This is a genomic window from Mesorhizobium sp. M4B.F.Ca.ET.089.01.1.1 (genome assembly GCF_004022605.1).
GTDB lineage: Bacteria > Pseudomonadota > Alphaproteobacteria > Rhizobiales > Rhizobiaceae > Mesorhizobium > Mesorhizobium abyssinicae.
The window spans coordinates 1-18,466 of the sequence record NZ_RZOS01000077.1; the positions used below are offsets into that span (position 1 = coordinate 1).

Here is an 18,466-nt window from a genome sequence, read left to right on the forward strand (position 1 = left end):
ATCTTGGCCGACACGCCGTAGACACGCGCCGCATGGGCTTTGGAGAAAGCGCCTTCTATCACCGACAGCGCCATCTCCTCTCGACGCAGCGGTGTGAGACGGGCATTCTTATGGATGTTCATTCGGACCCTCCGGTGAGTGCTGAAGCTTGGTAACTCCAGTCTCCCCGGTCCGGTCCGAATGGACAACCTCCCGAAAGCTCACAGCTAGTCGTGCGGTTATATAGTTTCCGAGGATGGCCCGCTTGCATACCTGCCTGCCGGTAATCTCTAACCCTTGACTTAGGGCGATGGCTATCGGTTATGCGGCTTGAAAGCGAAGAGGTGGACCCTTCGTCGAGCGCCGGTACGATATGGAGTGCTGCTCCGGGCTAATACCCATCCAGACAGAGCGGAACCTTCTATCACGTCAGACGCTCGGACAGTTGCCAAACCCCGATTTCCTGGGAACTGAATTGTGCTCGCCACCGGGTCCATTTTGCCGGCGCGTCTGTGGTGCAGGCCCCGATCAGCCTGACCAATGGCACAGGAACGCTTCTATGACCGAGCACTGCGAATTTGTCAGCTGGCGAACAATTCCTTGTAGCCGCTCGTCACCATCCAGTTCGCACGGTCGAGATGACTACGAAGCGCCTTCCTGGCGCGCTCCGGTTCAAGTGCCGGATCAATGCCGAGGATCAGTTGGGCCATTTCCTCTTCGGGCGCCTCATCGGCTGAGGCGTCCAGGAGCCTCATATAGATGGTAAAGTGCGCCCTGTCGTAGGCGGTAAGACGGTCAGACCAAGGGACTTCGTCGAGCAGTGTTGAGCTTTGAGTCCTATCTGTTCCCGTTGATTGATTCATGTCTGCCGCGAACCTCGCATGTTGATCGCTGGATCCAAGGCAGAATATCCCAAAATGGGATAATCCGAAACGGGGATTAGTCGCTGAGCCGGTCTCTACCTGCCGGTTCACCTAAATGCCCAAATCTCTTCGATCTCCCCGCCACCAGCGGTTTCTGGCCCAGTTGATCTCACTGCGCAATGTCAAAGGGCTGACGCAGGCGCAGGTGGCTGAGAAGCTTGGTCGTCCGCAATCTTTCGTGGCGAAATATGAGGGTGGCGAACGGCGTCTCGATGTCATTGAGTTTCTCGACGTAACTGCGGCCCTCGATGCTGATCCGTGTGAGATTCTGTTGAGCCTGCGCACGTAGTGGGCGCCCGCGCCCATCACCGCGCGTGCCGTGTGCCGGTGGGTCGAGCCCCGCTTTTCTTGGCTCTGGCGTCTCGACCATTCCGCTGCGCCTCCTAGCGCGTCGTTAGACTCTCGCAATTCGCTCTGTTTTGTGCCTTTCTCAGCAGGTGGCGCCGCATCCTTCTAGGCCCGCCGCGGCGTCCCGCAACCCTTAGCCAGCTGTGAGCTTTCAGTAGGTTGTCCATCCGGCCCTTCGGATGCGGTGCGGCTCAGACGGCGGACCCGTTCCTGTCATGATTCGCCGCCGCACCCATTCCTGGGAAGCAGCCATTGGCGAGCGGAGGACAAAATGATGAGACAGCGAAGCGCTGGGCCATCCGCGCTGTGGTGATACGTCGATGCATGGCGGTTGCGCGACTTCGTTGCTTGAAGCGAAGCGACCGCACCGCCCATTTCGTCAACTGGCGAACAAATCCTTGTAGCCGCTCGTCACCACCCAGTTTGCACGGTCGAGATGACTGCGAAGAACGTTGCGTGCGCGCTCAGGTTCGCGTGCCGGATCAATGCCGAGGATCACTTTGGCCATTTCCTCTTCAGTGGCGTTGTCGGCCGAGGCGTCCAGGAGCCTCATATAGGTTGTAAAGTGGTCCTTGTCGTAGGCTGTAATGCGGTCCGACCAGGGGACCTCGTCGGCGAACGGCGTGTTCGATCTGGGCTGCAACATCGCTAATTCTATCTCCGGCCAATGGACCCGCGAAGCCCTGTGCCTGCTAAATGTGGATTACATATTATAGTTGATAAACTCAAGCCGCCTGATCCGCTGGCTTGCGTGCATGGATATGCGCAAGTTGGTCGGACGGAATGTGCAGAGGATCAGGCAAAGGAAGCGCCTGACGCAGGAGCAGCTTGCGGAGATTTCCGGGTTCAGTCAGCAGTACATCAGCGGCTTGGAGAAAGGCCGAAGAAATCCGACAATTATCACGATCTATGAACTGGCATTGGCCCTCGGCGTCAGCCACATGGATCTGGTTCGGCCCGACAAACAGGCATGATACACCCGCCCTCCAAGTAGCTGGCCGCCTGATGGCGCGCGCCGGGTGCTCGTGAACCCAGGCTTTTCTTAGGGTCCCCCGGCAGCCCCTGCCATTTGGCTCGCCCTGGCCCGGCGCACCCTATTGGACAGTCGGCCGCTGCGGTTTTTGTCAGCCTTTCCTGGGGCGGTCGGCATTGCCTTTTAGGCCCGCCGCGGCCTCCCGCAACCTTCGCTCTCGCTTCAGGTCCTTCTCTTGGTTACGATCCTTCGGATGCGGTTCGCCTCTTTCAGCGGGCCTAATCGCTTTCTGCCGCCCACCCCACGGGGACAGCCACGCGAGACTAGTATGGAGCGTTGCGGTTAGCGCACGAACAGCAAAGGAACTGAAAAAACAGGCAACTGTCGAAGCATGGCTGAACCAGCCATCGTGTCGGCATCTTGGAGCCGCGTGTTCGCCTTGAGGCCCTGCCGGTAGGATCCCTGCAGTTGAAGTCATTGTCGGCATTCTGACAACAATGGACATGAACCGCCGAACTATCAAGGCGACCAGGTTGTTGTCTAGCAATGGTTTTCCGAATCGGCACGGCACTTGCGTTACCAAAAACAAGTACGCCGCGGCACGGATCGCCCAAGAGGCTGAACGACCTGATCTGTTTGACCCTCGCAGCAGGGGTGGATGGCTAACACAAAGGAAACTTTGAAGGTGGACGTTTTCGAAAGTTCTCCAATACCTGTCAGGAAAACACGGACGCCATCTTTCTCGGTGGATCTAGCCTTGCTGGGAGTCGCATTCGTTTGGGGGGCGAGCTATCCGGTCGGGAAAGGCGCACTGTTCTACGCGCCGGTTTCGATACTTGTTCTTTATCGCTTCCTGATTACTACGATCATTACGGCAGTGGCTGCAAGACATGAGATCGCATTGGTCTCCTGGGGCGATTTCATCCGCGGCTTCGCATTGGGAACAATACTTTTTTGCATCTTTATTGCTGAAACTTACGGCGTTGCATCGACAAGCGCAATGAACACGGCCTTGATCATATCGCTTTGTGTGATTTTCACGCCGAGCATCGACTATGGGCTATCACGGCGACTTCCACCTACGGGCATTTTGGCAAGTGCTGCCATAGCGTGCATCGGTGTCGGCATTCTCACTGGCGGGATCAGCAGGTTCAGCCCGGGTGACGCGCTTGTCTTGGGGGCCGCGATTCTGCGAGCGGTTATGGTCGTTTCCACCAAACGCCTTCTGGCCGGCCGGCAGATTTCATCTGCAGCCCTGACGGCCATCCAAGGATCGACGGTGGCAACACTTACTTTCGTTTTGGCCGTCGCTCAGTTCGGAATTTCAGGCCTTGTTGTGAGGGCCACCCTTCAGTTTTGGGGCGCTGTTGCCTTCCTTGCACTCTTCTGCACCCTCGCTGCATTCTACATTCAAAATGCCGCAGTGAGAAAATCCACACCGACACGGGTTGGCTTCTTGATGGGAACAGAACCTTTTTTTGGTTTCGTTCTAGCGCACCTTCTTCTGAATGAGCCTTTGACAGTACCGAGCTTGATAGGCGCAGGCCTCGTCCTCGCTGCGACGTTTGCTGGCATCTGGTTTGAGAGCAGGACATCCAAATGAACCCCATCTTGGCTTCCACCAAACCCGCCATCGGCGGCATTTCGAGTTTTGAAGATCTGGAGGCTTTTCCGGACCGAACCGCACCAGTTGCAACCATGTTCAGCGGCGGTCTCGACAGCACCTATCTTCTCTACAAGCTGCAAAGCCTTGGCTTTGCGAACATTGAAGCTGTCGCAGCGGATGTCGGAACGCGCATCGATCAGCCTTTGTTGGAACGGACGGCAGCCATGTTCGGCGCGCGCTTTGTCTGCCTCGAAGGGCGGGATGCCTTTGTCGAACAAGGCGTGAAATCAGCCATTCGAGCCCACGCCAAGTACCTTGGCATCTATCCGTTGAGCAGTTCGTTGAGCCGTCCCATAATCGCATCTTTGGTTGTTAATCATGCTAGGTCAATCAACTCACGGCTGGTTCTTCATACAGCAAACCTTTCTCAAAACAGTCTTCCGCGCCTTAACAATAGCATTAAGCGCTCAGGATTTTCCGGCAACTTCGGCAGTCCGTATGAATGCTCTGTGATATCCCGACAACAGAAGACCTCCGACCTGTCCAAGTGTGGAGCGACTTTTGTGGCGGACCGCACGTGGAGCGCGGACGAAAACCTCTGGTGTCGGGAATTCGAGTCGGGGCCTTTGGAAGATCCCGAGAACTTTTCCATCCCCGAGGAGGCATTTGCTTGGACGCGCCACATTCCCGCAGAGCAGCCGGTAGAGATCAAACTCGGGTTTGCAGACGGAAGTCTCGTGTCAATTGATGACCGTGATGTTGCATTGGTCGACGCAATCCCGTTCCTGAATAACACGGTCGGCAAATTCGGGCACGGCCGCTTTGTCGGGCTTGAACACATCACAACCGGCCAAAAGGTTCTCGAAGTCCGCGAGGCCCCTGCCGCGGCCATTATCTTCGACGCGCTGCGTCACCTCGAAACCGCTTCTCTTGACGTGGCATCAATCGTTTTGAAGCAAGGGCTTGAGCAAGCCTGGTCCCAAGAGGCGGTTTCAGGTGCATGGGGCAGTACTATTCACCAGATGTGCGAACGGGCCATTGCATCCGCCCTCGAGGGCGTTAGCGGGAGCGTCAGCTACATAGTCGATCACACACGCTTTTTACCTCGGTCGATCCGAGCCAGGACGCCGAGATACATTAGGGACCGCGACCTTTGGGAATACCAAGCCGCAACCCACATAGCGTTGTCCAAAGCGTTCCGTCCTCGCCAAGTCACCAAAAGGGAGACACCCGTGGAAAACAACGCACCCCAGGCGCCGGCCAACCTCAGTCAACAATGCACTGACGGTCTGGTGACAAATGGATGGTGGTTTTCAAAAGGCGAGCGCGCCGAAGCCTGCTTTGGCATCGAAATTGATGCAGCCTGGAAGAACTTTGCTGACCATTGGAATCGACTTCTTCTCGATGAATACATGCGTGACGGCGGAACATATCGTTACCGGCGCTATAGCGCTTTTGAATATGACGCGACTGACGGAATCTTTAGGCTCCTACCCCACGCCCCCTACGAACAATCAAAAAGTGTCAATCATCTGAATGGCGGCTTCAAGCGCCACTTCGAGCCCCTTGAAAACTCCTTTATAGACCATCCCGTCTTAGAAAAGATTCTGACAGGTTTCTGCAGAATTCTATGTGAAGCCGCCCGACATGATCGTTGGAATATCAAGATCCATCCCTACCGGATTGTCGCGCGCGATGGTGTAAATGGCAAACCGGCACCCGAGGGCCTTCACCAGGACGGGGTGGACTTCATTGCTTGCTATATGATTGGGCGGGTCAACGTCACCGGCGGCATGAGCATGATCACCGACGCCTCAAAGGAGTTCCTCGGCGAGGTCGAAATGAACTCCCCGAATGATTTTGTGATCTGCAACGACCGCGAAACCTTTCACGATGTATCGTCGATTGTGGCCGAAAACCTGAAAATGCCGTACGCTTATCGCGACGTCCTTGTGATCGCCTTCGAGAAATTATAACGCCCAGCGCGCCGAGAGCATTTTCAACAAGGTTCAATACTGCTTGGTATCCTCTCGGGTGTTCCTGGTGCGGGAACAATGCAGGATTAATTTCTTGCATCTAAACACCTAGATAGCAGTTTCGCCTCTCTGGTATGATGGTTTTTGGCCTCGCGGATCTCGCGTAATACGAATGACCGTGGACACCCCCGATCTTCGCAAGAAAGTGAGAAATTATCCTCATGCTGTCCGACGAGGTGGTCTGCGGCTTCGGAGGCACCGGGAACTGGTTTGGTAGCCAGACATTTGGGATGGAACCGGACATGCTCTCGATCGCCGGGGGGCTTTCATCCGGTCACCTGCCCATTGGCGGCGTCATTATCTCGACAAGATTTATCAATGCGCCGCTGACGAGGCCCACAAGGTCGGCGTGTTCGGTCACGGTTTCACCTACTCCGGTCATCCGGTGATAGCGGCCGTCGCCGCCGAGGCGATCAGGATCTACAGCGAGATCGATTTCGTGACCCAGGCGCGTCGTCTCGGCGATCACTTGCATGGAGCCCTCGCGGACGCGCTCGGCGACCATCCGCTTGTCGGTGAAGCCCGCGGCCGCGGCTTCATCGCGGGGGTTCAGATCGTCGAGGATCGTGCGCCCGTCGCGTCTTCGCGCCCGAGCTGAGGATCGGCGATGTCGAGCGGCGGTGCCGCGAGCACGGCGTCATGATCCGCAATATGGGAGACGTGCTTGGAATCTGTCCGCCCTATATAATCACCGAAAGCGAGATCGACCCCTTGGTTGACGGCATTCGTTCTGCACTCGACGGCGCCGCTGCTGCGAATTCCCGGGTCGGTCGGGTGGCATGAGTTCCAGCATTAAGACCGACTGCTTCACTTCAGTGGATATTATCGAGCAAACGCTCACCCGAGGGGTGCACTTCATCCGTGTCCGGTACAAAACGTCACCCATGTCTCAGGTCGGGCACGCCGCTCGCCAACGACACCGAGTTCGGCCTCGCGGCCTACTTCTACACCGGCGATCTCGGTCGCGCCTTCCGCGTGATGGAAGGACTGAAGTACCGGCGTCAATGAAGGCCTGATCACCACGCCGGAGGTGCCGTTCCGCGGCGTCAAGGAATCGGGCCTCGGCAAGGAAGGCGGCCTCCAGGGCATCGTGGATTATCTCGACACCAAACATGTCTGCATCGGCGGTCTCGGCGTCTAGTGGTTCCCGCCTGACATAGGAGTCCAATCAGAGATTCCCTTTCTGGCCTGCGCGTGCGAGTCTGGCGCATGCGCACAGGAAGATCGTTCACCGTTTCGTCGGCCGATCGCGTCCGTCTGACGGCGCTGATCAGGGATCGCAACGCCCCGCAAAAGCATGTCTGGCGCGCCGAGATAGTGCTTTTGCCCGCCGACGGCGTCGGCACCGGCGAGGTCATGCGCCGCATCGGCAAGTCGAAGACCGACGTCTGGCGCTGGCAGGAGCGCTTTGCCGCGGAAGGCTGTGACGGGCTGCTGCGCGACAAGACGCGACAGTGGCGCATTCCGCCGCTCGGTCCCGATGTCGGCGAGCGCGTCGTGGCACTGACGCTTGCCGATCCGCCGGGCGAGAGGACCCACTGGACCGCCGACATGATGGCGCAAGCCGCCGCAATCAGCGCCAGCGCCGTCAGGCGCATCTGGAAGGCGCATGGTCTCGCACCCCACCGCTGGCGCCAGGTTCAAGCTCTCCAATGATCCGAAGTTCGTCGACAAGTTGCGCGCCGTCGTCGGCCTCTATCTCGATGCGCCGGCCCATGCCATCGTTCTGTCGGTCGATGAAAAGAGCCAGATCCGGCGCTCGACCGCACCCACCCGGCCTGCCGATGAAGAAGGGGCGGCTCGGTACGATGAGGCACGACTACAAGCGCAACGGCACCACCACCCTGTTCGCCGCCCTCAACGTCCACTATTGTCCCGTTGACGAGAATATCATCTTAGTTGCTTGTAAAAATTTGTTCTCCACTTCCGTCTCCATCGTATCTCAGTCAACGCGATGGAGCAGGAAATGACTACAAACATTGTGAAACTGGAAGAAGGCAGGGCAATCGGCTCTAATCGTGACGTGCCGCTGTCAGATCATGAGGCGGAAGCCCTAGGGCATCTTGCGGTGGCGCTGAGTGGCATTTCGACGACCATTCGGTCCGCCGCCTACAAACACGCGCTAAACTCTAGTCACGCGATGAAGCCCCTAAAGGAGACGGAGGACGCGCTTACCGACTACGACGCCTTGGCGAGGGCGGCGGGCCGAAAGCAGCCGAAAGCGGCGGAGGAGGACGACAGGAAGGGGGACGCCCTAGCGAGAGAGGCCGCCGCACAGGTCAGCAGGGTCGATCAGACCCGATCTTCCCGCTGGAGCAGACCGCGAAGGGTACCGGTGGCATCAACGGACTACGTTCGGCAGGTGGTCATGGCAGATAGTCAGCTTGGAGCAGTGTCGGCACTGGTAAACGCGCGGCGAGTGGCTCCAGAACGCTTCCATGCTTCTGTTCCCAGTGTAGATAATAATCCGGATGCTCCGCTTCTGACCTCTTTTTCGGACTATCTGAGCAGGGTGTGCGGACTGGAGTCAAAGTCCCGCGAAGGCGTTCTCCTGGGCAGCCGCCGCTTTCTGGATTGGTTCCATCACCACCATTCCCGGCCAAGCCCTCGGCGCGTTGACGGCTGAGCATGTCCTTGCCGCTGTCGAACATCGGCTGTCACTATCGGCGACCTCCGGTACCCGCACCGGCAGCAACTTCTCACATCGTATTGGGCTGGCCACCACGACCAGAATCTCGCGCGCGTCGTCCCCAGGACGCCCCACTGGCGTTTGGCTCATCTAACCCTCGAACTCGGCTACGGCCCGTCGACGGTCTTCTTCACATGGGTCGGATTCGACGAAATGGACGAGGTCACAGGCGACGGCCATGCTGAACTGCTCGACGACGGCTCCATCGACATCACCTTCTATCACAACGGCGACGAGGCAATCCTCAAGGCCAAACGGGACACTTCTTCAACGGCCTGCTAGGAGATCCGTGTTCGCCTTGCGCTGACAAAGAAGCTCACACATGACGTCCGGGAGACGATGCTGGCAAATGGTCTGGCTGAAGCATTCCACCCACAATACCAAAGCCCGTCCCGATCCAAAGCGCTTCTAAGCACTCCACCTCAGGCGCAAGGCCGGTTGGCCAGTGCATCTTCTTGGTCCGCCGGAAGAGAACCCCGCCCGACAATAGCTTCATGAGGTCTTGCGCTGCAGTGTCGACCGTAAAAAAGGGCGCGCGAGGCGCCCTTCATTTAAACCGGCAGTCGGGAAGCAGACTTCACTCTGATATTCAAAAGCGGTAGGTGACACCTGCGCCTATCAGCCAGGGATCGAGCTCCGCCTTCCCCGTCAGCTTCGCGCCGGTCACCGTGACGTCGAAGTCCGGCTTCAGGAAAAGCTTCTTCACGTCGAAGTTGAGGCCCCAGTGCTGGTCCACCATGTAGTCGAATCCGACCTGCAGCGCCGTGCCGAACGTGTTCTTCACCTTGAGAGCATCAGCGCTGCCAGTGTCCTGGTTGTAGAAGATCGTGTAGTTCACGCCGGCGCCGACATAAGGCTTGAACGCGCCGAGATCGGTAAAATGGTACTGCAACGTGAGTGTCGGCGGCAGCAGCCAAACTTTGCCGATGTTGCCCAACCCTCCGATCGTCCCTTGGCCCGCGATGTTGGCATAAGTGGTACCGAGTATGAGTTCGGCGGCGATGTTGTCGGTGAAGAAATACGAGATATCGAGTTCCGGCGTCACCGTGTCCGAATACGAAAGACCGGAGCCGGGAAGCGTATCAACGTAGCCCAGATCTTTCGTAACGACGCCCAACGCCCGCAGGCGGACCTGCCAAGGGATTGGCGCTTCGGTGACCGAGGCTCCCGTCTCCGCCAGGACGGTCTCTGCTTGCGCAGGCTCCGCGGCGACGGCCTGCTGTCCCACCATGATCAGGGCCACCGCCGCTGCTGTTGCCCGCGCTACGCCCATTCGCGTTCTCGCCATGAGATTCACTCCTTGATGTTCAGAAAGGATGCACTGCACTATTTCGTCTCCTGCTCGAATGAATTGTTGATGGACCTCAAATGCCCCTCTTGCGTTGCAACGCGTTCCGCCGTCTCCGGAGGGTGATCGTTGAAGCCGATTGCGCTGCGGAGAAAATTGGTGCCTAGACTGATGAATGCGGCTTGCTCCCGATTGTCCTCGCCGCAGCCGTGCCCGCCTGCGCTGGCCTCGTAGAAGTAAGCGGGATAGCCAAGAGCCTGCAGTTTTGCGGCCATCTTGCGCGCATGGCCCGGATGGACGCGGTCGTCGCGTTTCGTGGTGGCGATCAGGATAGGCGGATAGGGCTGTCCCGGCGCTGCGGCGTGATAGGCGGAGATTTCCTTCAGGAAAGCCCAATCGTGAACCTTGTCCGGATCGCCATATTCGTCGATCCAGCTCGCGCCCGCCAAGAGCTTGGTGTAGCGACGCATGTCGATAAGCGGTGCTGTGCAGAACAGAGCCCCGAAATGCTCAGGATAGCGGGTCAGCATGTTTGCGATCAGCAGGCCGCCATTTGAGCCACCCTCGGCGGCAATCCGCCTCGGCAGGGTGATGCCCCTTCGCACGAGGTCGGAGGCAACGGCGGCGAAATCGTCGTGGGCGAGACGCTTGCCCTCCCTGCGCCCGGCTTCGTGCCAGCGGGTGCCGAACTCGCCGCCGCCGCGGATGTTCGCCTCGACACACGTGCCGCCGCGCTCGAGCCACAGCTTGCCCAGCGGGGAGTTGTAGTAGGGCAGGAATGATACGCCGAACCCGCCATAAGCGGAAAGGTGAATCGGAGCATCTCCGTTCCCGTTCGCCGGACCAACCTGCGTATAGGGGATCAGCTCATGATCGATAGAGACTGCCTCGTGGCGCGTGACCACCAGTCCGGATGCATCGAAATTCTCCGGGCTGCGCTTCAGGATTGCTGAAGCGCTGAGAGACGGCGCGGCATTCAGATCGAACAGCAAGAGCTGCGGCGGCGTGATCGGATCCTGAGCACAGATCAGGACCTCTCCATTGGTCTCGTGAACTGCCGCATCGAATGACCAGACGTCGACAGTACCTTCGGCGGGCAGGGTGTTCAGGACTCGGCGCGTCCATTCCTGGTGGCCGGGAGTGAACATCTCGAAACGCGGTGCGAGATTGACGAGGTAAGAGATAATGAGCTTCCCGTCATTCCAGAAGAATGACTGCATGGAGCGCCTTTCCCCTGGTTGAAACAGGGTCTCAAAAAGGCGTCCGCCGGCGAGGAAAGTGGAAAGCGAGATGACGATCAGCGCGTCGGCGGGATGGGTGGTGCCTCCCACCGTCCAGGGCTTGCGCGGCCTTACCGCCAGCCAGTCGCCGAAGACCCGCCACGACGCGTCGCGAGGAAGATCGATCTGCCTCCTCGGCCCGCTCCTATCGCCGATCCAGCTGATCTTCTCGAAGAAGGCCGGCTGCTCGATGAACCAAAGGCGCTCGCTGCGGCCGGTGCGGTCCGAATGACCAGACACTTGGAAGCTTTCGAACCCGGCCTCGAAGATTGCCGGCGTGGTGAGGGGATCCGCGTCACGCTTCCACAGTCGAACTGTGCGCGCATAGCCGGAGCGGGTGGCCATGCCATTACCAAGCGCACTGGAAAGCAGAAGCGTGTCAGGGTCCAGCCAATTAACGTAGCCTTTGGCCTCGGGGAGGTTGAAGCCGTCGGCGACAAAGCTCAGAGAAATCAGGTCGAATTCGCGATGCACGACCGCGTCGCTGCCGCCGCGCGACAGGCGCAGAACGGCTCTTTCCCGTCTCTCCGGCTCGATGGACGCGCCGTCCCAGATCCAGTCCTCTCCGTCGCTAGCCGCGAGAGCATCCAGATCGAGCAGTAGCTCCCATTGGGGATCCGCCTTCATGTAGGCGGCAAGGGTGGTCCGGCGCCACAGTCCGCGTGGATTACCGTCATCTCGCCAGTAATTGTAGAGGTACTGACTACGGCGCGCGATCAGGGGAAGATTGTCGCGATTGTCGAAAATGGCTGTCAGAGCCGCGCGGTCGCGCTCGAACTGCGTTCCACCGAAGTGCTTCAGAGTCCTTGCCGATTGGCCGGCGGCCCAGGCAAGTGCCCGCTCGCCCTCTACATCTTCAAGCCAGACATAGGGATCGTCGTCGGGAGCATCAAGCGTTGGACGGACATCAAATGCGTTCATGTCCGGACAGCCTTCAGAAAGAAGGGATAGAGGCTTCCGTCGGCTCGGGAACGCTCAGTGTCGGTAGCGGCGCCCACATGTTCGAAAAGCGTGATCATTGATGAGTTCTTCCAGTCGGTGCGGCATCGCAGTGCTTTTGCGCATAGGGCCGCAACCTTCGTGCCAACTGGGAAAATCGTTTCGGAACAATGCGATCGCTCTGGAAGCGTTGTGTCACATGTCCGACATCGTCGAGAATCCGACAACGAGTGCTCCTCCTAATCACCGGATCAACCTCCGGCGCCAGTCGTGGACACTGTGCAGAACTCGAGAAGTGAAGCTCATTGGAGTGAACCTGGTTGACGCCCAACATCTTCGCTCTGGAGCGCTTCACGCACACGGATTCATGGCAGACACCATGATGCGATCGATGCTGTTAGAGACCAAGCTGGCTGCGCCTGTGAGTTTCAGCCGCCAGCTGGAAGCAGCGGAGTTCTGAGGAGAAGGGTGGGGGGCCCAAGCCCTGCCGCAATCTTGGCCTGCACCGTCCCCTTGATTGTTGTGGGTCAACGTCTGCCTGCCCGCTGAATTTGGCACGCCTTACACCTACGTCACGACCAAGACCTTCCTGTTGCACTTCGGCCTCGACACACTGCGGGATTTGCCCGATTTCGAGGCGATTGAGGTTGCCGCGCTGCTCAGCAAGGAGAAGCTGCTGGCGGGCGATACTCCCATCGGGCTGGTGAGTGGTGGAGGAGGTGAGGAGCGACACTCCAAGGCCAGGACGGGCTAGCGCAGCAGATACATGGAAGTAATCGCTTGATATGAGCGGTTGAGAGTCGAATCAGGGAACTATGCGATCACTATCGATAAGAGGTGGCAATATCGATCGTGATTGTATCGGGCCACTCTACGGCGAAGGAGGCGGCAACTTGTGTCTCCGACCCGAAACGATTACCTTGCGGCCATTATGAGCAAGCATTTGGCATCCGTCTTGACGACGTGAACGCGCCCTGCAGCGTACAGCTGGACGACGCGGCGCTGGCCGATTGCTTTGCGGATCTCGATTTGGCCAAGCAGCATCCCGCTCATGTCAGCGCCTTTCTCGGCGAGGTCCCTCTCGCCCAGCAAGTCGAGTTCGCAACCGCGCACCACATTCGCGGTCGACGAGATGAAGGCTTTTGCCGCCAAGTTCTCTGCCTGGTCCGGCGAAAGCTATCCGCTCGCCGCATAATGGCTGGACATGATAGCCGACGCCCGTCCCGAATGGCGGCGGCTTTTTCGTATTATATCGACCTGATCGACAAGATGCGGCGGAACAGGGGTCCACGTGCGATGCGGCCAAAGCGGATCCAGCTCTCGAGCGCGACTACGGGGTAGGTGTGGTCGCTGGAGCCGCGGCCGACCTCGACCTCGCGCCAGCCGGTCTTGCCGCGCAGGGTGACCAGCAGCCCTTGCCGTCAAAAATCTCGATCCAGCTGGCGCCATCGCTGTTGTCGTCGCGCATGACGTCGAGACCGACGATCTCGGAGCGCCGCAGGCCGCCGCCACAGCCCAGGAGCAAAATAGCGCGGTCGCGCAGGCCCTGAGGTCGTGGCCGAGCGTGGCGATCATCGCCAGCAGATCGTCGCCAGGACCGCCTCTTTCTGCCGCGGTGGCTTTGCGTGCTTGCGGCGAATGCCGGCAAGAACCTTATAGATATGCCGCTCCGCGCGGTCCAACGGCCGGCCGCGCTGGGTAAAGTTCCAGGCGAGGCCGGAAAGCCGCCGCTCGATGGTCGCAAACTAAAGGGCAGGGGCGCCACGCTTCGGATCGCCGGCGGCGGTGCCCGAGGCACAGGCGCTGATATTGAGCCTGATCACCTTCGAGCCCGGAGGCAGGGGATCGAAGCCAGCGCGCCGGCACCAGGAGGAAAAATGCCGCCAATCCTTGGGGTAGGCGTCGCGCGTGTTCTCCGAGGTGGCGTTGTAGCCCCTCGCGGTCTCGACCAGTTCCTGGACATGCGCCGGGACTCTTTGAGCCGGGTCTCCATCTCCTTGTAGAGCTTGTCAAGCTCGCCATCGACTGGCTTCAGGTCGTCGATTGAACATTGCGTCATCATAGGCTTTGTGCCTTGTTGTAGCAGGCATCGTCCGTTCGCGCGGCGGACACAGACATCACCGTCGCTGAGCCGAGAACGACGGTAAAAGAAAATGCACTCACTGACTTCATAACCAATCTCTTTTGCGGGTGATTTAGAAACGGACGCCGAGCTTGGCGCTGAACCCGTGTGTCTGGGCATCCGAGGCGATCTGTCCCTGATAGGCGATGCCGAACGTCGCGTTCTCGGTGATGTTTACGTCAAGCCCAGCTTCGAGCAGAGCTGCGTTCTTTGCGATCGGCACGCCCTTGATGGCGAAGGAGGAACCGCCAGCAAAGGCAAGAGCGGTATCCGGCCTGACGTCGCCGAAGGCGTGGCGCCAGCCAAGACCGCCGCGCGCGGTAGCAGTCACGGTGCCGAGGGTCAGTACCGTCGACGCACGCAGACCTAGCGTGGTAAACGCCGTGTCGCTCGAGCGATCCCCGCTCGACAAGGCGGCTGCGCCGCCATTCTCGGTGAAGCCATCGGCGTCAAAATTCACATAAGCGAGATTAGCGTAGGGCTCGAAGGAAGCCGAAGCCGTATTGATACGGTAGCCGAGCTCGCCAAAGGCCTGGAACGTGCCGGCGTCGTAATCGGCCGAAAGGCTGTCGGCGAAGCCTGGAAAGACCACGGACCTGCCGGTCTCGATGCTGTGCCAGGTATAGGCAAGGCCGGAACGAAAACCGAGATTGCCGTTCTGCGTGCCGGCAAAAAGACCGAGATGGTAATTCTCGCTCGAGCCCGACGACGCGCGATCGTCCGCCTCCAAGGAGGTATGGCTGTAGCCGCTGATGAGGCCGAGCCGCCAGCTTTCGCCGACAGCCGCGTCACCGCCAGCCAGAAAGCCGCCTGTCGAGTGATCGAGACCGGCGGCATTGCCGTCGCTGTCGAGATGACCCCAGGCGCCGAAGCCACGGCCCCATACGGCGAAATTCTCACTCGTTGCCGGGGCCAGTTCCAGACCACCCAGCCCATAAGTCATCACCGGAACGCTGGAGGCACCGACGCCGTCGAACGCCGCACGGATCCGTTCGCTCGCGGCATCGCGTACAGAATGACTGTCCTCGATGAGGCCGCTATGAATGGAAGCATGAACCTCGCCTGATAGCATATCGAAAGCGTTGCGGGCTTCCGGCGCCGTCAGGAACAGGATGTTGTCCTGGATCGGATTACCGCTTCCAAGCGCCTGAGCCGCTGCGGCGACCGAGCGTTGATTGAAGGTGCTGGCTACATCGGCAAACGCCGTCGATGTGCGGCTGATATCGAGATAGACATTGTTGGCATCGTAGACGAGCTGGAAATCGACGAAGGGCGTCGCGTCTGTCGCCAGAGCCCCCGTCAGCCCGCCATAGGTGCCGCTTACGCCGCCTGCTGCGGAGAGCAGAGTATATCGGGCATCGACCGATAGCGTTCCCTGCCGCAGCAGCTCGATCTGCGCGCCGCTGTCGATCGCCGCTGCTCCGCCAACATCGATGAGATCGGACGACCTTGCGAGGTCGACCTGATAGATCGATCCGGACTGCTGCGCGAAATCGCCCGTGACAGTCAGTGTGGTGACGATCCTGCTCGGATCGGTCGCACTGCCAGGAGCGACCGTGCCGCCCTCGGAAATGGTGACCGCACCGTAGGTGCCGCCGCCTGCGACGACACCGCCGCTGTTTGCGATAGCCGTGCCCCCGATCTGCCCGTCATTCCCGAGAAAGCCGGACGTGGTCGCATCATGGGAAAGCACACCTGTATCGGCAAGCAGCAATCCCGCGCCGGAACCGACCGTCGTCATGCCGGAAAAATTGTTCTTTCCGCTCAGCGTTTGCACGCCACCGGCAACGAATAGTTTGCCGCCCATATTATTGTTATCAACGTCGAGGTCGTTGATGCTGCCGGCGAACGTGTCGTTCGAATCCGTTAGCACCAGGGTACGCTTGCCCAGTTCGACCGTTCCGCTGCCACTCAGGCTACGAATACGGGCATCGTTGTAGGCGTCGGAGATTCCCCAATAGTCGCTGCCATTTCCATGTTCGGAGATATCGAACGTGCCGTCTGCAACGACTTTCGCTGACCGTTGGATGTTGCCGAGCCCCGCAAGCGAGAGATAGGCATCCTGAGCAATATTCGTCTCGCCGGTGTAGGTGTTGACATTCGTCATCCGGACCACCGTCTTTGTATCAAGCGTCAGCGATCCGGAGCCGGAGACGACACCCGCTATGCCGAACCCGCCCTCATTCCCCATGCTCGTCGTGATCCTGCTCAGACCGGTCCCTTCGGGTGCGGATGAATCGGTAGAGAAGTTGCTGGCAGTGACGAAATGTGACGTATAAGCGGTATACTTCTTCTCCAGATCGAAAATGACCGATCTGTTTTTGAAGAAGTCAAGACCGGCAACAAAACTGGTCTGGTCATTGGGTTGTTCCGTCGTGCCGCTGGTGTAGGTGAAGTCGATATTGTCCAGCCTTACCGGATCGCCATCCGTTCCTGCGATTGTAACGCTCGGGATGTTGCCCGATGCGCTTACGATCTCGCGTTGCTCATTTCTCCGAACATTTTTAAGTTTGACGCCCGCATCCTGAAATTGCTTCAGCATCGCATCACTGATCTCCAGACTGCCACCGCCCGGTGTGCCGGTGTCGAGCAATACCGCGGTCTTGTTGGGGTCGGTGATTGGTGGGGCTCCATCCTTAACCGTGTACTGCAGATTGTAGCTGCCTTCGTATTCGGTCGAGGCATTGGCGCCAGAGCCAGGAAAATTCTGATAAGAATCCTGATCTTTTTCCTCGGGTTCTCCCCATGGCATGGCATTAGTATATTGGGCCCGGAGGCTTGGATTGAGGTTGACAATCGTGCAGGGGGAACAGCCAGGCGTTTGGTCGCTCTCGGAATCCGGATTCACATTGGCGGAGACCACGTAGCCAGACCTGGTGACACTGCCCATCATGCCCCAGACACTTGTCTTGCCAAGAAAATCGCCGGCCCCGAATGTACCTGCGAAATCGCCGCCTTCGTCTGCCATCTTGCCAGCGGTCATTTTCGCCCGCTGCTCCTTATCGGCGTGATAAGGTTCTTGGAGATCCTGACCATACATATCTTTAAGTCCATCCGTCACGGATCCCGGCGTGCACTTAAGATTGTTGTCCTTGCAATACGCATGGGTATAGACAAAATCGAGAATGCGAGCAGCCCGGTATTTCTTATCGCTTACAGACGGCCCGTCGATTGTTATCTTTTGATCTGGATCGACATATGTAAATTTATCAATTTCCACGTTCTGAAGCTTATTACCATACGTTCCGTCCCCGTACGTATATACGTAAGGCGTGTCGGCAATCGGGCGGACCCCGGTCACCTCTGACCCGATCTGCGTGTTGAGCTGGTCCGAGCCCGTGTCGAATACGTATCGCTGCGCGTTGCCATTGTTGATCTTGGCCCAGATGCCCAGGCGGTCATGGCCTTCCCCGACATACTCCAGCGGGATCGAAATCGGGTCGTCGGCCAACGCTTCTCCAGTTGGAAATGCTACCAGACCCACCCCGAGAGACACAGCCGGCAGGAATACCGTCGTCATCGCGGTGGTTGCCGCCAGAAAGTTCTTTGTCCTGAAACAAGCCTGCATACCTGGTCCTCGAAAAAGTCTCGCAAACTGATTGTTCATTGGAACGGCCTCCTGAATTGTTTAACGAGACCCTTTATGGCGGCCCTGGCTGACAACAGCCTGAAAGCTGCAAGCGGCCTGCGAGAATGGGGCGATCCTGAATGACGACAGGTGCTGTCAACAATGGATGAGTGCTCGGCCTGAAAGCTGAGCACGCTTTATGCTCAGGCTGCTGACAAGGCCAAAGCAGCGTAAGTGCGGAGTGAAATCCAAGGTCCACATGGGTCGTCGCGCTTCCCGTGCGCCTGGGAAGGCGCCGGCCCGGCCAAGCTTTCCCAGATCGTCCGGATGGCGCACAAGATACCGGTTCAGGTCGATCGAGATGGAGGCCGAGGCGTATGCCAAGGCGGTCGACTGCCTGACGAAAGATCAGAATGCGTCGCTGGCGCTCTACGATTTCCGCCGGCAGCGAGCTCAGCTCCTGCCGGGCATCCGTGTTTACTGGCGACGAGACACAAGATGTGCCCAAATTGCCACCAGACCGTCACCTGCGATGAGTTTCGGCAACTGATTTTGTCCTTTCAATCGTCGCCACTTCCTGGCCGCGGCCAACATGGGCCACTCGAAGGCAGCAGACTGGCGGCTATATGGACGGGCTGTGAGCCCGCACCGGAGACATTGGCGAAATCTACGATCTCTATAGCAACGTCAAGGAGAAGCGCGAGGTGTTGCAGAT

At 58.7% G+C, this 18,466-nt stretch carries 16 protein-coding genes and 4 pseudogenes; 12 read left to right on the forward strand and 8 right to left on the reverse strand.

Annotated features, from left to right (window positions below):
• Both EN780_RS10525 and EN780_RS10530 read right to left on the reverse strand, forming a co-directional pair.
• The coding region (locus tag EN780_RS10525) for a leucine zipper domain-containing protein (protein ID WP_245474027.1) at window positions 1-122 on the reverse strand (122 nt) is incomplete at its 3' end.
• Window positions 123-560: 438 nt separating this feature from the next.
• On the reverse strand, window positions 561-842 hold the full coding sequence (locus EN780_RS10530; protein WP_063169301.1) for a DUF2285 domain-containing protein: 282 nt from the start codon (window positions 840-842) through the stop codon (window positions 561-563).
• A 115-nt stretch (window positions 843-957) separates the two neighbouring features.
• On the opposite strand from EN780_RS10530, the gene EN780_RS10535 reads away from it, so the two are divergent.
• Window positions 958-1,191, forward strand: a complete 234-nt coding sequence (locus EN780_RS10535) for a helix-turn-helix transcriptional regulator (RefSeq protein WP_082826573.1) — start codon at window positions 958-960, stop codon at window positions 1,189-1,191.
• Between the two features lie 438 nt (window positions 1,192-1,629).
• Here EN780_RS10535 and EN780_RS10540 read toward each other — a convergent pair whose 3' ends face one another.
• The gene (locus tag EN780_RS10540) at window positions 1,630-1,896 is read right to left on the reverse strand and encodes a DUF2285 domain-containing protein (RefSeq protein ID WP_063169299.1); all 267 of its coding nucleotides are present in this window, start codon (window positions 1,894-1,896) and stop codon (window positions 1,630-1,632) included.
• 109 nt (window positions 1,897-2,005) lie between these two features.
• Between EN780_RS10540 and EN780_RS10545 the strand changes: the two genes are divergently transcribed.
• The 9 genes and pseudogenes from EN780_RS10545 to EN780_RS41350 all read left to right on the forward strand — a co-directional run bounded on the left by EN780_RS10545 (window position 2,006) and on the right by EN780_RS41350 (window position 8,836).
• The gene (locus EN780_RS10545; protein WP_029354714.1) at window positions 2,006-2,224 is read left to right on the forward strand and encodes a helix-turn-helix transcriptional regulator; all 219 of its coding nucleotides are present in this window, start codon (window positions 2,006-2,008) and stop codon (window positions 2,222-2,224) included.
• A 684-nt stretch (window positions 2,225-2,908) separates the two neighbouring features.
• Window positions 2,909-3,826, forward strand: coding sequence for a DMT family transporter (locus tag EN780_RS10550; RefSeq protein WP_245479914.1), 918 nt, complete (start codon window positions 2,909-2,911; stop codon window positions 3,824-3,826).
• Window positions 3,823-5,805 carry an argininosuccinate synthase-related protein gene (locus EN780_RS10555; protein ID WP_063169298.1) on the forward strand — a complete coding sequence of 661 codons (1,983 nt, stop codon included), beginning with the start codon at window positions 3,823-3,825 and terminating at the stop codon, window positions 5,803-5,805. Before EN780_RS10550 ends, EN780_RS10555 begins: the two co-directional genes overlap by 4 nt.
• Window positions 5,806-6,026: 221 nt before the next feature.
• Entirely contained in the window at window positions 6,027-6,254 is a 228-nt protein-coding gene (locus EN780_RS41340) for an aminotransferase class III-fold pyridoxal phosphate-dependent enzyme (protein ID WP_263485461.1), read from the forward strand.
• Window positions 6,215-6,463 carry an aminotransferase class III-fold pyridoxal phosphate-dependent enzyme gene (locus tag EN780_RS41345; RefSeq protein ID WP_063169297.1) on the forward strand — a complete coding sequence of 83 codons (249 nt, stop codon included), beginning with the start codon at window positions 6,215-6,217 and terminating at the stop codon, window positions 6,461-6,463. The genes EN780_RS41340 and EN780_RS41345 overlap by 40 nt, the downstream gene beginning before the upstream one ends.
• Window positions 6,464-6,771: 308 nt before the next feature.
• Window positions 6,772-7,006: pseudogene (locus EN780_RS10565) on the forward strand (aldehyde dehydrogenase family protein); the annotation flags it as partial.
• Between the two features lie 68 nt (window positions 7,007-7,074).
• Window positions 7,075-7,730, forward strand: a pseudogene (locus EN780_RS10570) (IS630 family transposase); the annotation flags it as partial.
• A gap of 101 nt (window positions 7,731-7,831) precedes the next feature.
• A complete protein-coding gene (locus EN780_RS40560) occupies window positions 7,832-8,491 on the forward strand; it encodes a hypothetical protein (protein ID WP_063169296.1) in 660 nt (219 codons plus the stop codon).
• A 216-nt stretch (window positions 8,492-8,707) separates the two neighbouring features.
• Window positions 8,708-8,836, forward strand: a complete 129-nt coding sequence (locus EN780_RS41350) for a hypothetical protein (RefSeq protein WP_263485462.1) — start codon at window positions 8,708-8,710, stop codon at window positions 8,834-8,836.
• A gap of 307 nt (window positions 8,837-9,143) precedes the next feature.
• On the opposite strand, the gene EN780_RS10585 is transcribed toward EN780_RS41350, so the two are convergent.
• Window positions 9,144-9,842 (reverse strand): OmpW family protein, encoded by a 699-nt coding sequence (locus EN780_RS10585; protein WP_063169295.1) that lies wholly within the window; start codon window positions 9,840-9,842, stop codon window positions 9,144-9,146.
• A gap of 38 nt (window positions 9,843-9,880) precedes the next feature.
• Entirely contained in the window at window positions 9,881-12,043 is a 2,163-nt protein-coding gene (locus EN780_RS10590) for a prolyl oligopeptidase family serine peptidase (protein WP_126080676.1), read from the reverse strand.
• Window positions 12,044-12,260: 217 nt separating this feature from the next.
• On the opposite strand from EN780_RS10590, the gene EN780_RS10595 reads away from it, so the two are divergent.
• On the forward strand, window positions 12,261-12,521 hold the full coding sequence (locus tag EN780_RS10595) for a hypothetical protein (RefSeq protein WP_095769041.1): 261 nt from the start codon (window positions 12,261-12,263) through the stop codon (window positions 12,519-12,521).
• 93 nt (window positions 12,522-12,614) lie between these two features.
• Window positions 12,615-12,815, forward strand: a pseudogene (locus EN780_RS10600) (SMC-Scp complex subunit ScpB); the annotation flags it as partial.
• Window positions 12,816-12,976: 161 nt separating this feature from the next.
• On the opposite strand, the gene EN780_RS38780 reads toward EN780_RS10600, so the two are convergent.
• The 3 genes and pseudogenes from EN780_RS38780 to EN780_RS10615 all read right to left on the reverse strand — a co-directional run bounded on the left by EN780_RS38780 (window position 12,977) and on the right by EN780_RS10615 (window position 17,790).
• Window positions 12,977-13,213, reverse strand: a complete 237-nt coding sequence (locus EN780_RS38780) for a hypothetical protein (RefSeq protein WP_063169293.1) — start codon at window positions 13,211-13,213, stop codon at window positions 12,977-12,979.
• Between the two features lie 116 nt (window positions 13,214-13,329).
• Window positions 13,330-14,013: pseudogene (locus tag EN780_RS40565) on the reverse strand (integrase); the annotation flags it as partial.
• Between the two features lie 243 nt (window positions 14,014-14,256).
• Window positions 14,257-17,790: an autotransporter domain-containing protein gene (locus EN780_RS10615; protein WP_082826570.1), complete on the reverse strand. Its 3,534-nt coding sequence runs from the start codon at window positions 17,788-17,790 to the stop codon at window positions 14,257-14,259.
• Window positions 17,791-18,466 lie beyond the last annotated feature (676 nt).

Excerpts from the sequence above, each read along its gene's own strand:
- EN780_RS10585 (WP_063169295.1), bottom strand. The coding sequence starts at position 9,842 with ATGGCGAGAACGCGAATGGGCGTAGCGCGGGCAACAGCAGCGGCGGTG.
- EN780_RS10590 (WP_126080676.1), bottom strand. The coding sequence starts at position 12,043 with ATGAACGCATTTGATGTCCGTCCAACGCTTGATGCTCCCGACGACGAT.
- EN780_RS10540 (WP_063169299.1), bottom strand. The coding sequence starts at position 1,896 with ATGTTGCAGCCCAGATCGAACACGCCGTTCGCCGACGAGGTCCCCTGG.
- EN780_RS41340 (WP_263485461.1), top strand. The coding sequence starts at position 6,027 with ATGCTGTCCGACGAGGTGGTCTGCGGCTTCGGAGGCACCGGGAACTGG.
- EN780_RS10535 (WP_082826573.1), top strand. The coding sequence starts at position 958 with ATGCCCAAATCTCTTCGATCTCCCCGCCACCAGCGGTTTCTGGCCCAG.
- EN780_RS10615 (WP_082826570.1), bottom strand. The coding sequence starts at position 17,790 with ATGAACAATCAGTTTGCGAGACTTTTTCGAGGACCAGGTATGCAGGCT.
- EN780_RS10545 (WP_029354714.1), top strand. The coding sequence starts at position 2,006 with ATGGATATGCGCAAGTTGGTCGGACGGAATGTGCAGAGGATCAGGCAA.
- EN780_RS41350 (WP_263485462.1), top strand. The coding sequence starts at position 8,708 with ATGGACGAGGTCACAGGCGACGGCCATGCTGAACTGCTCGACGACGGC.
- EN780_RS40560 (WP_063169296.1), top strand. The coding sequence starts at position 7,832 with ATGACTACAAACATTGTGAAACTGGAAGAAGGCAGGGCAATCGGCTCT.
- EN780_RS10555 (WP_063169298.1), top strand. The coding sequence starts at position 3,823 with ATGAACCCCATCTTGGCTTCCACCAAACCCGCCATCGGCGGCATTTCG.
- EN780_RS10530 (WP_063169301.1), bottom strand. The coding sequence starts at position 842 with ATGAATCAATCAACGGGAACAGATAGGACTCAAAGCTCAACACTGCTC.
- EN780_RS10595 (WP_095769041.1), top strand. The coding sequence starts at position 12,261 with ATGTCCGACATCGTCGAGAATCCGACAACGAGTGCTCCTCCTAATCAC.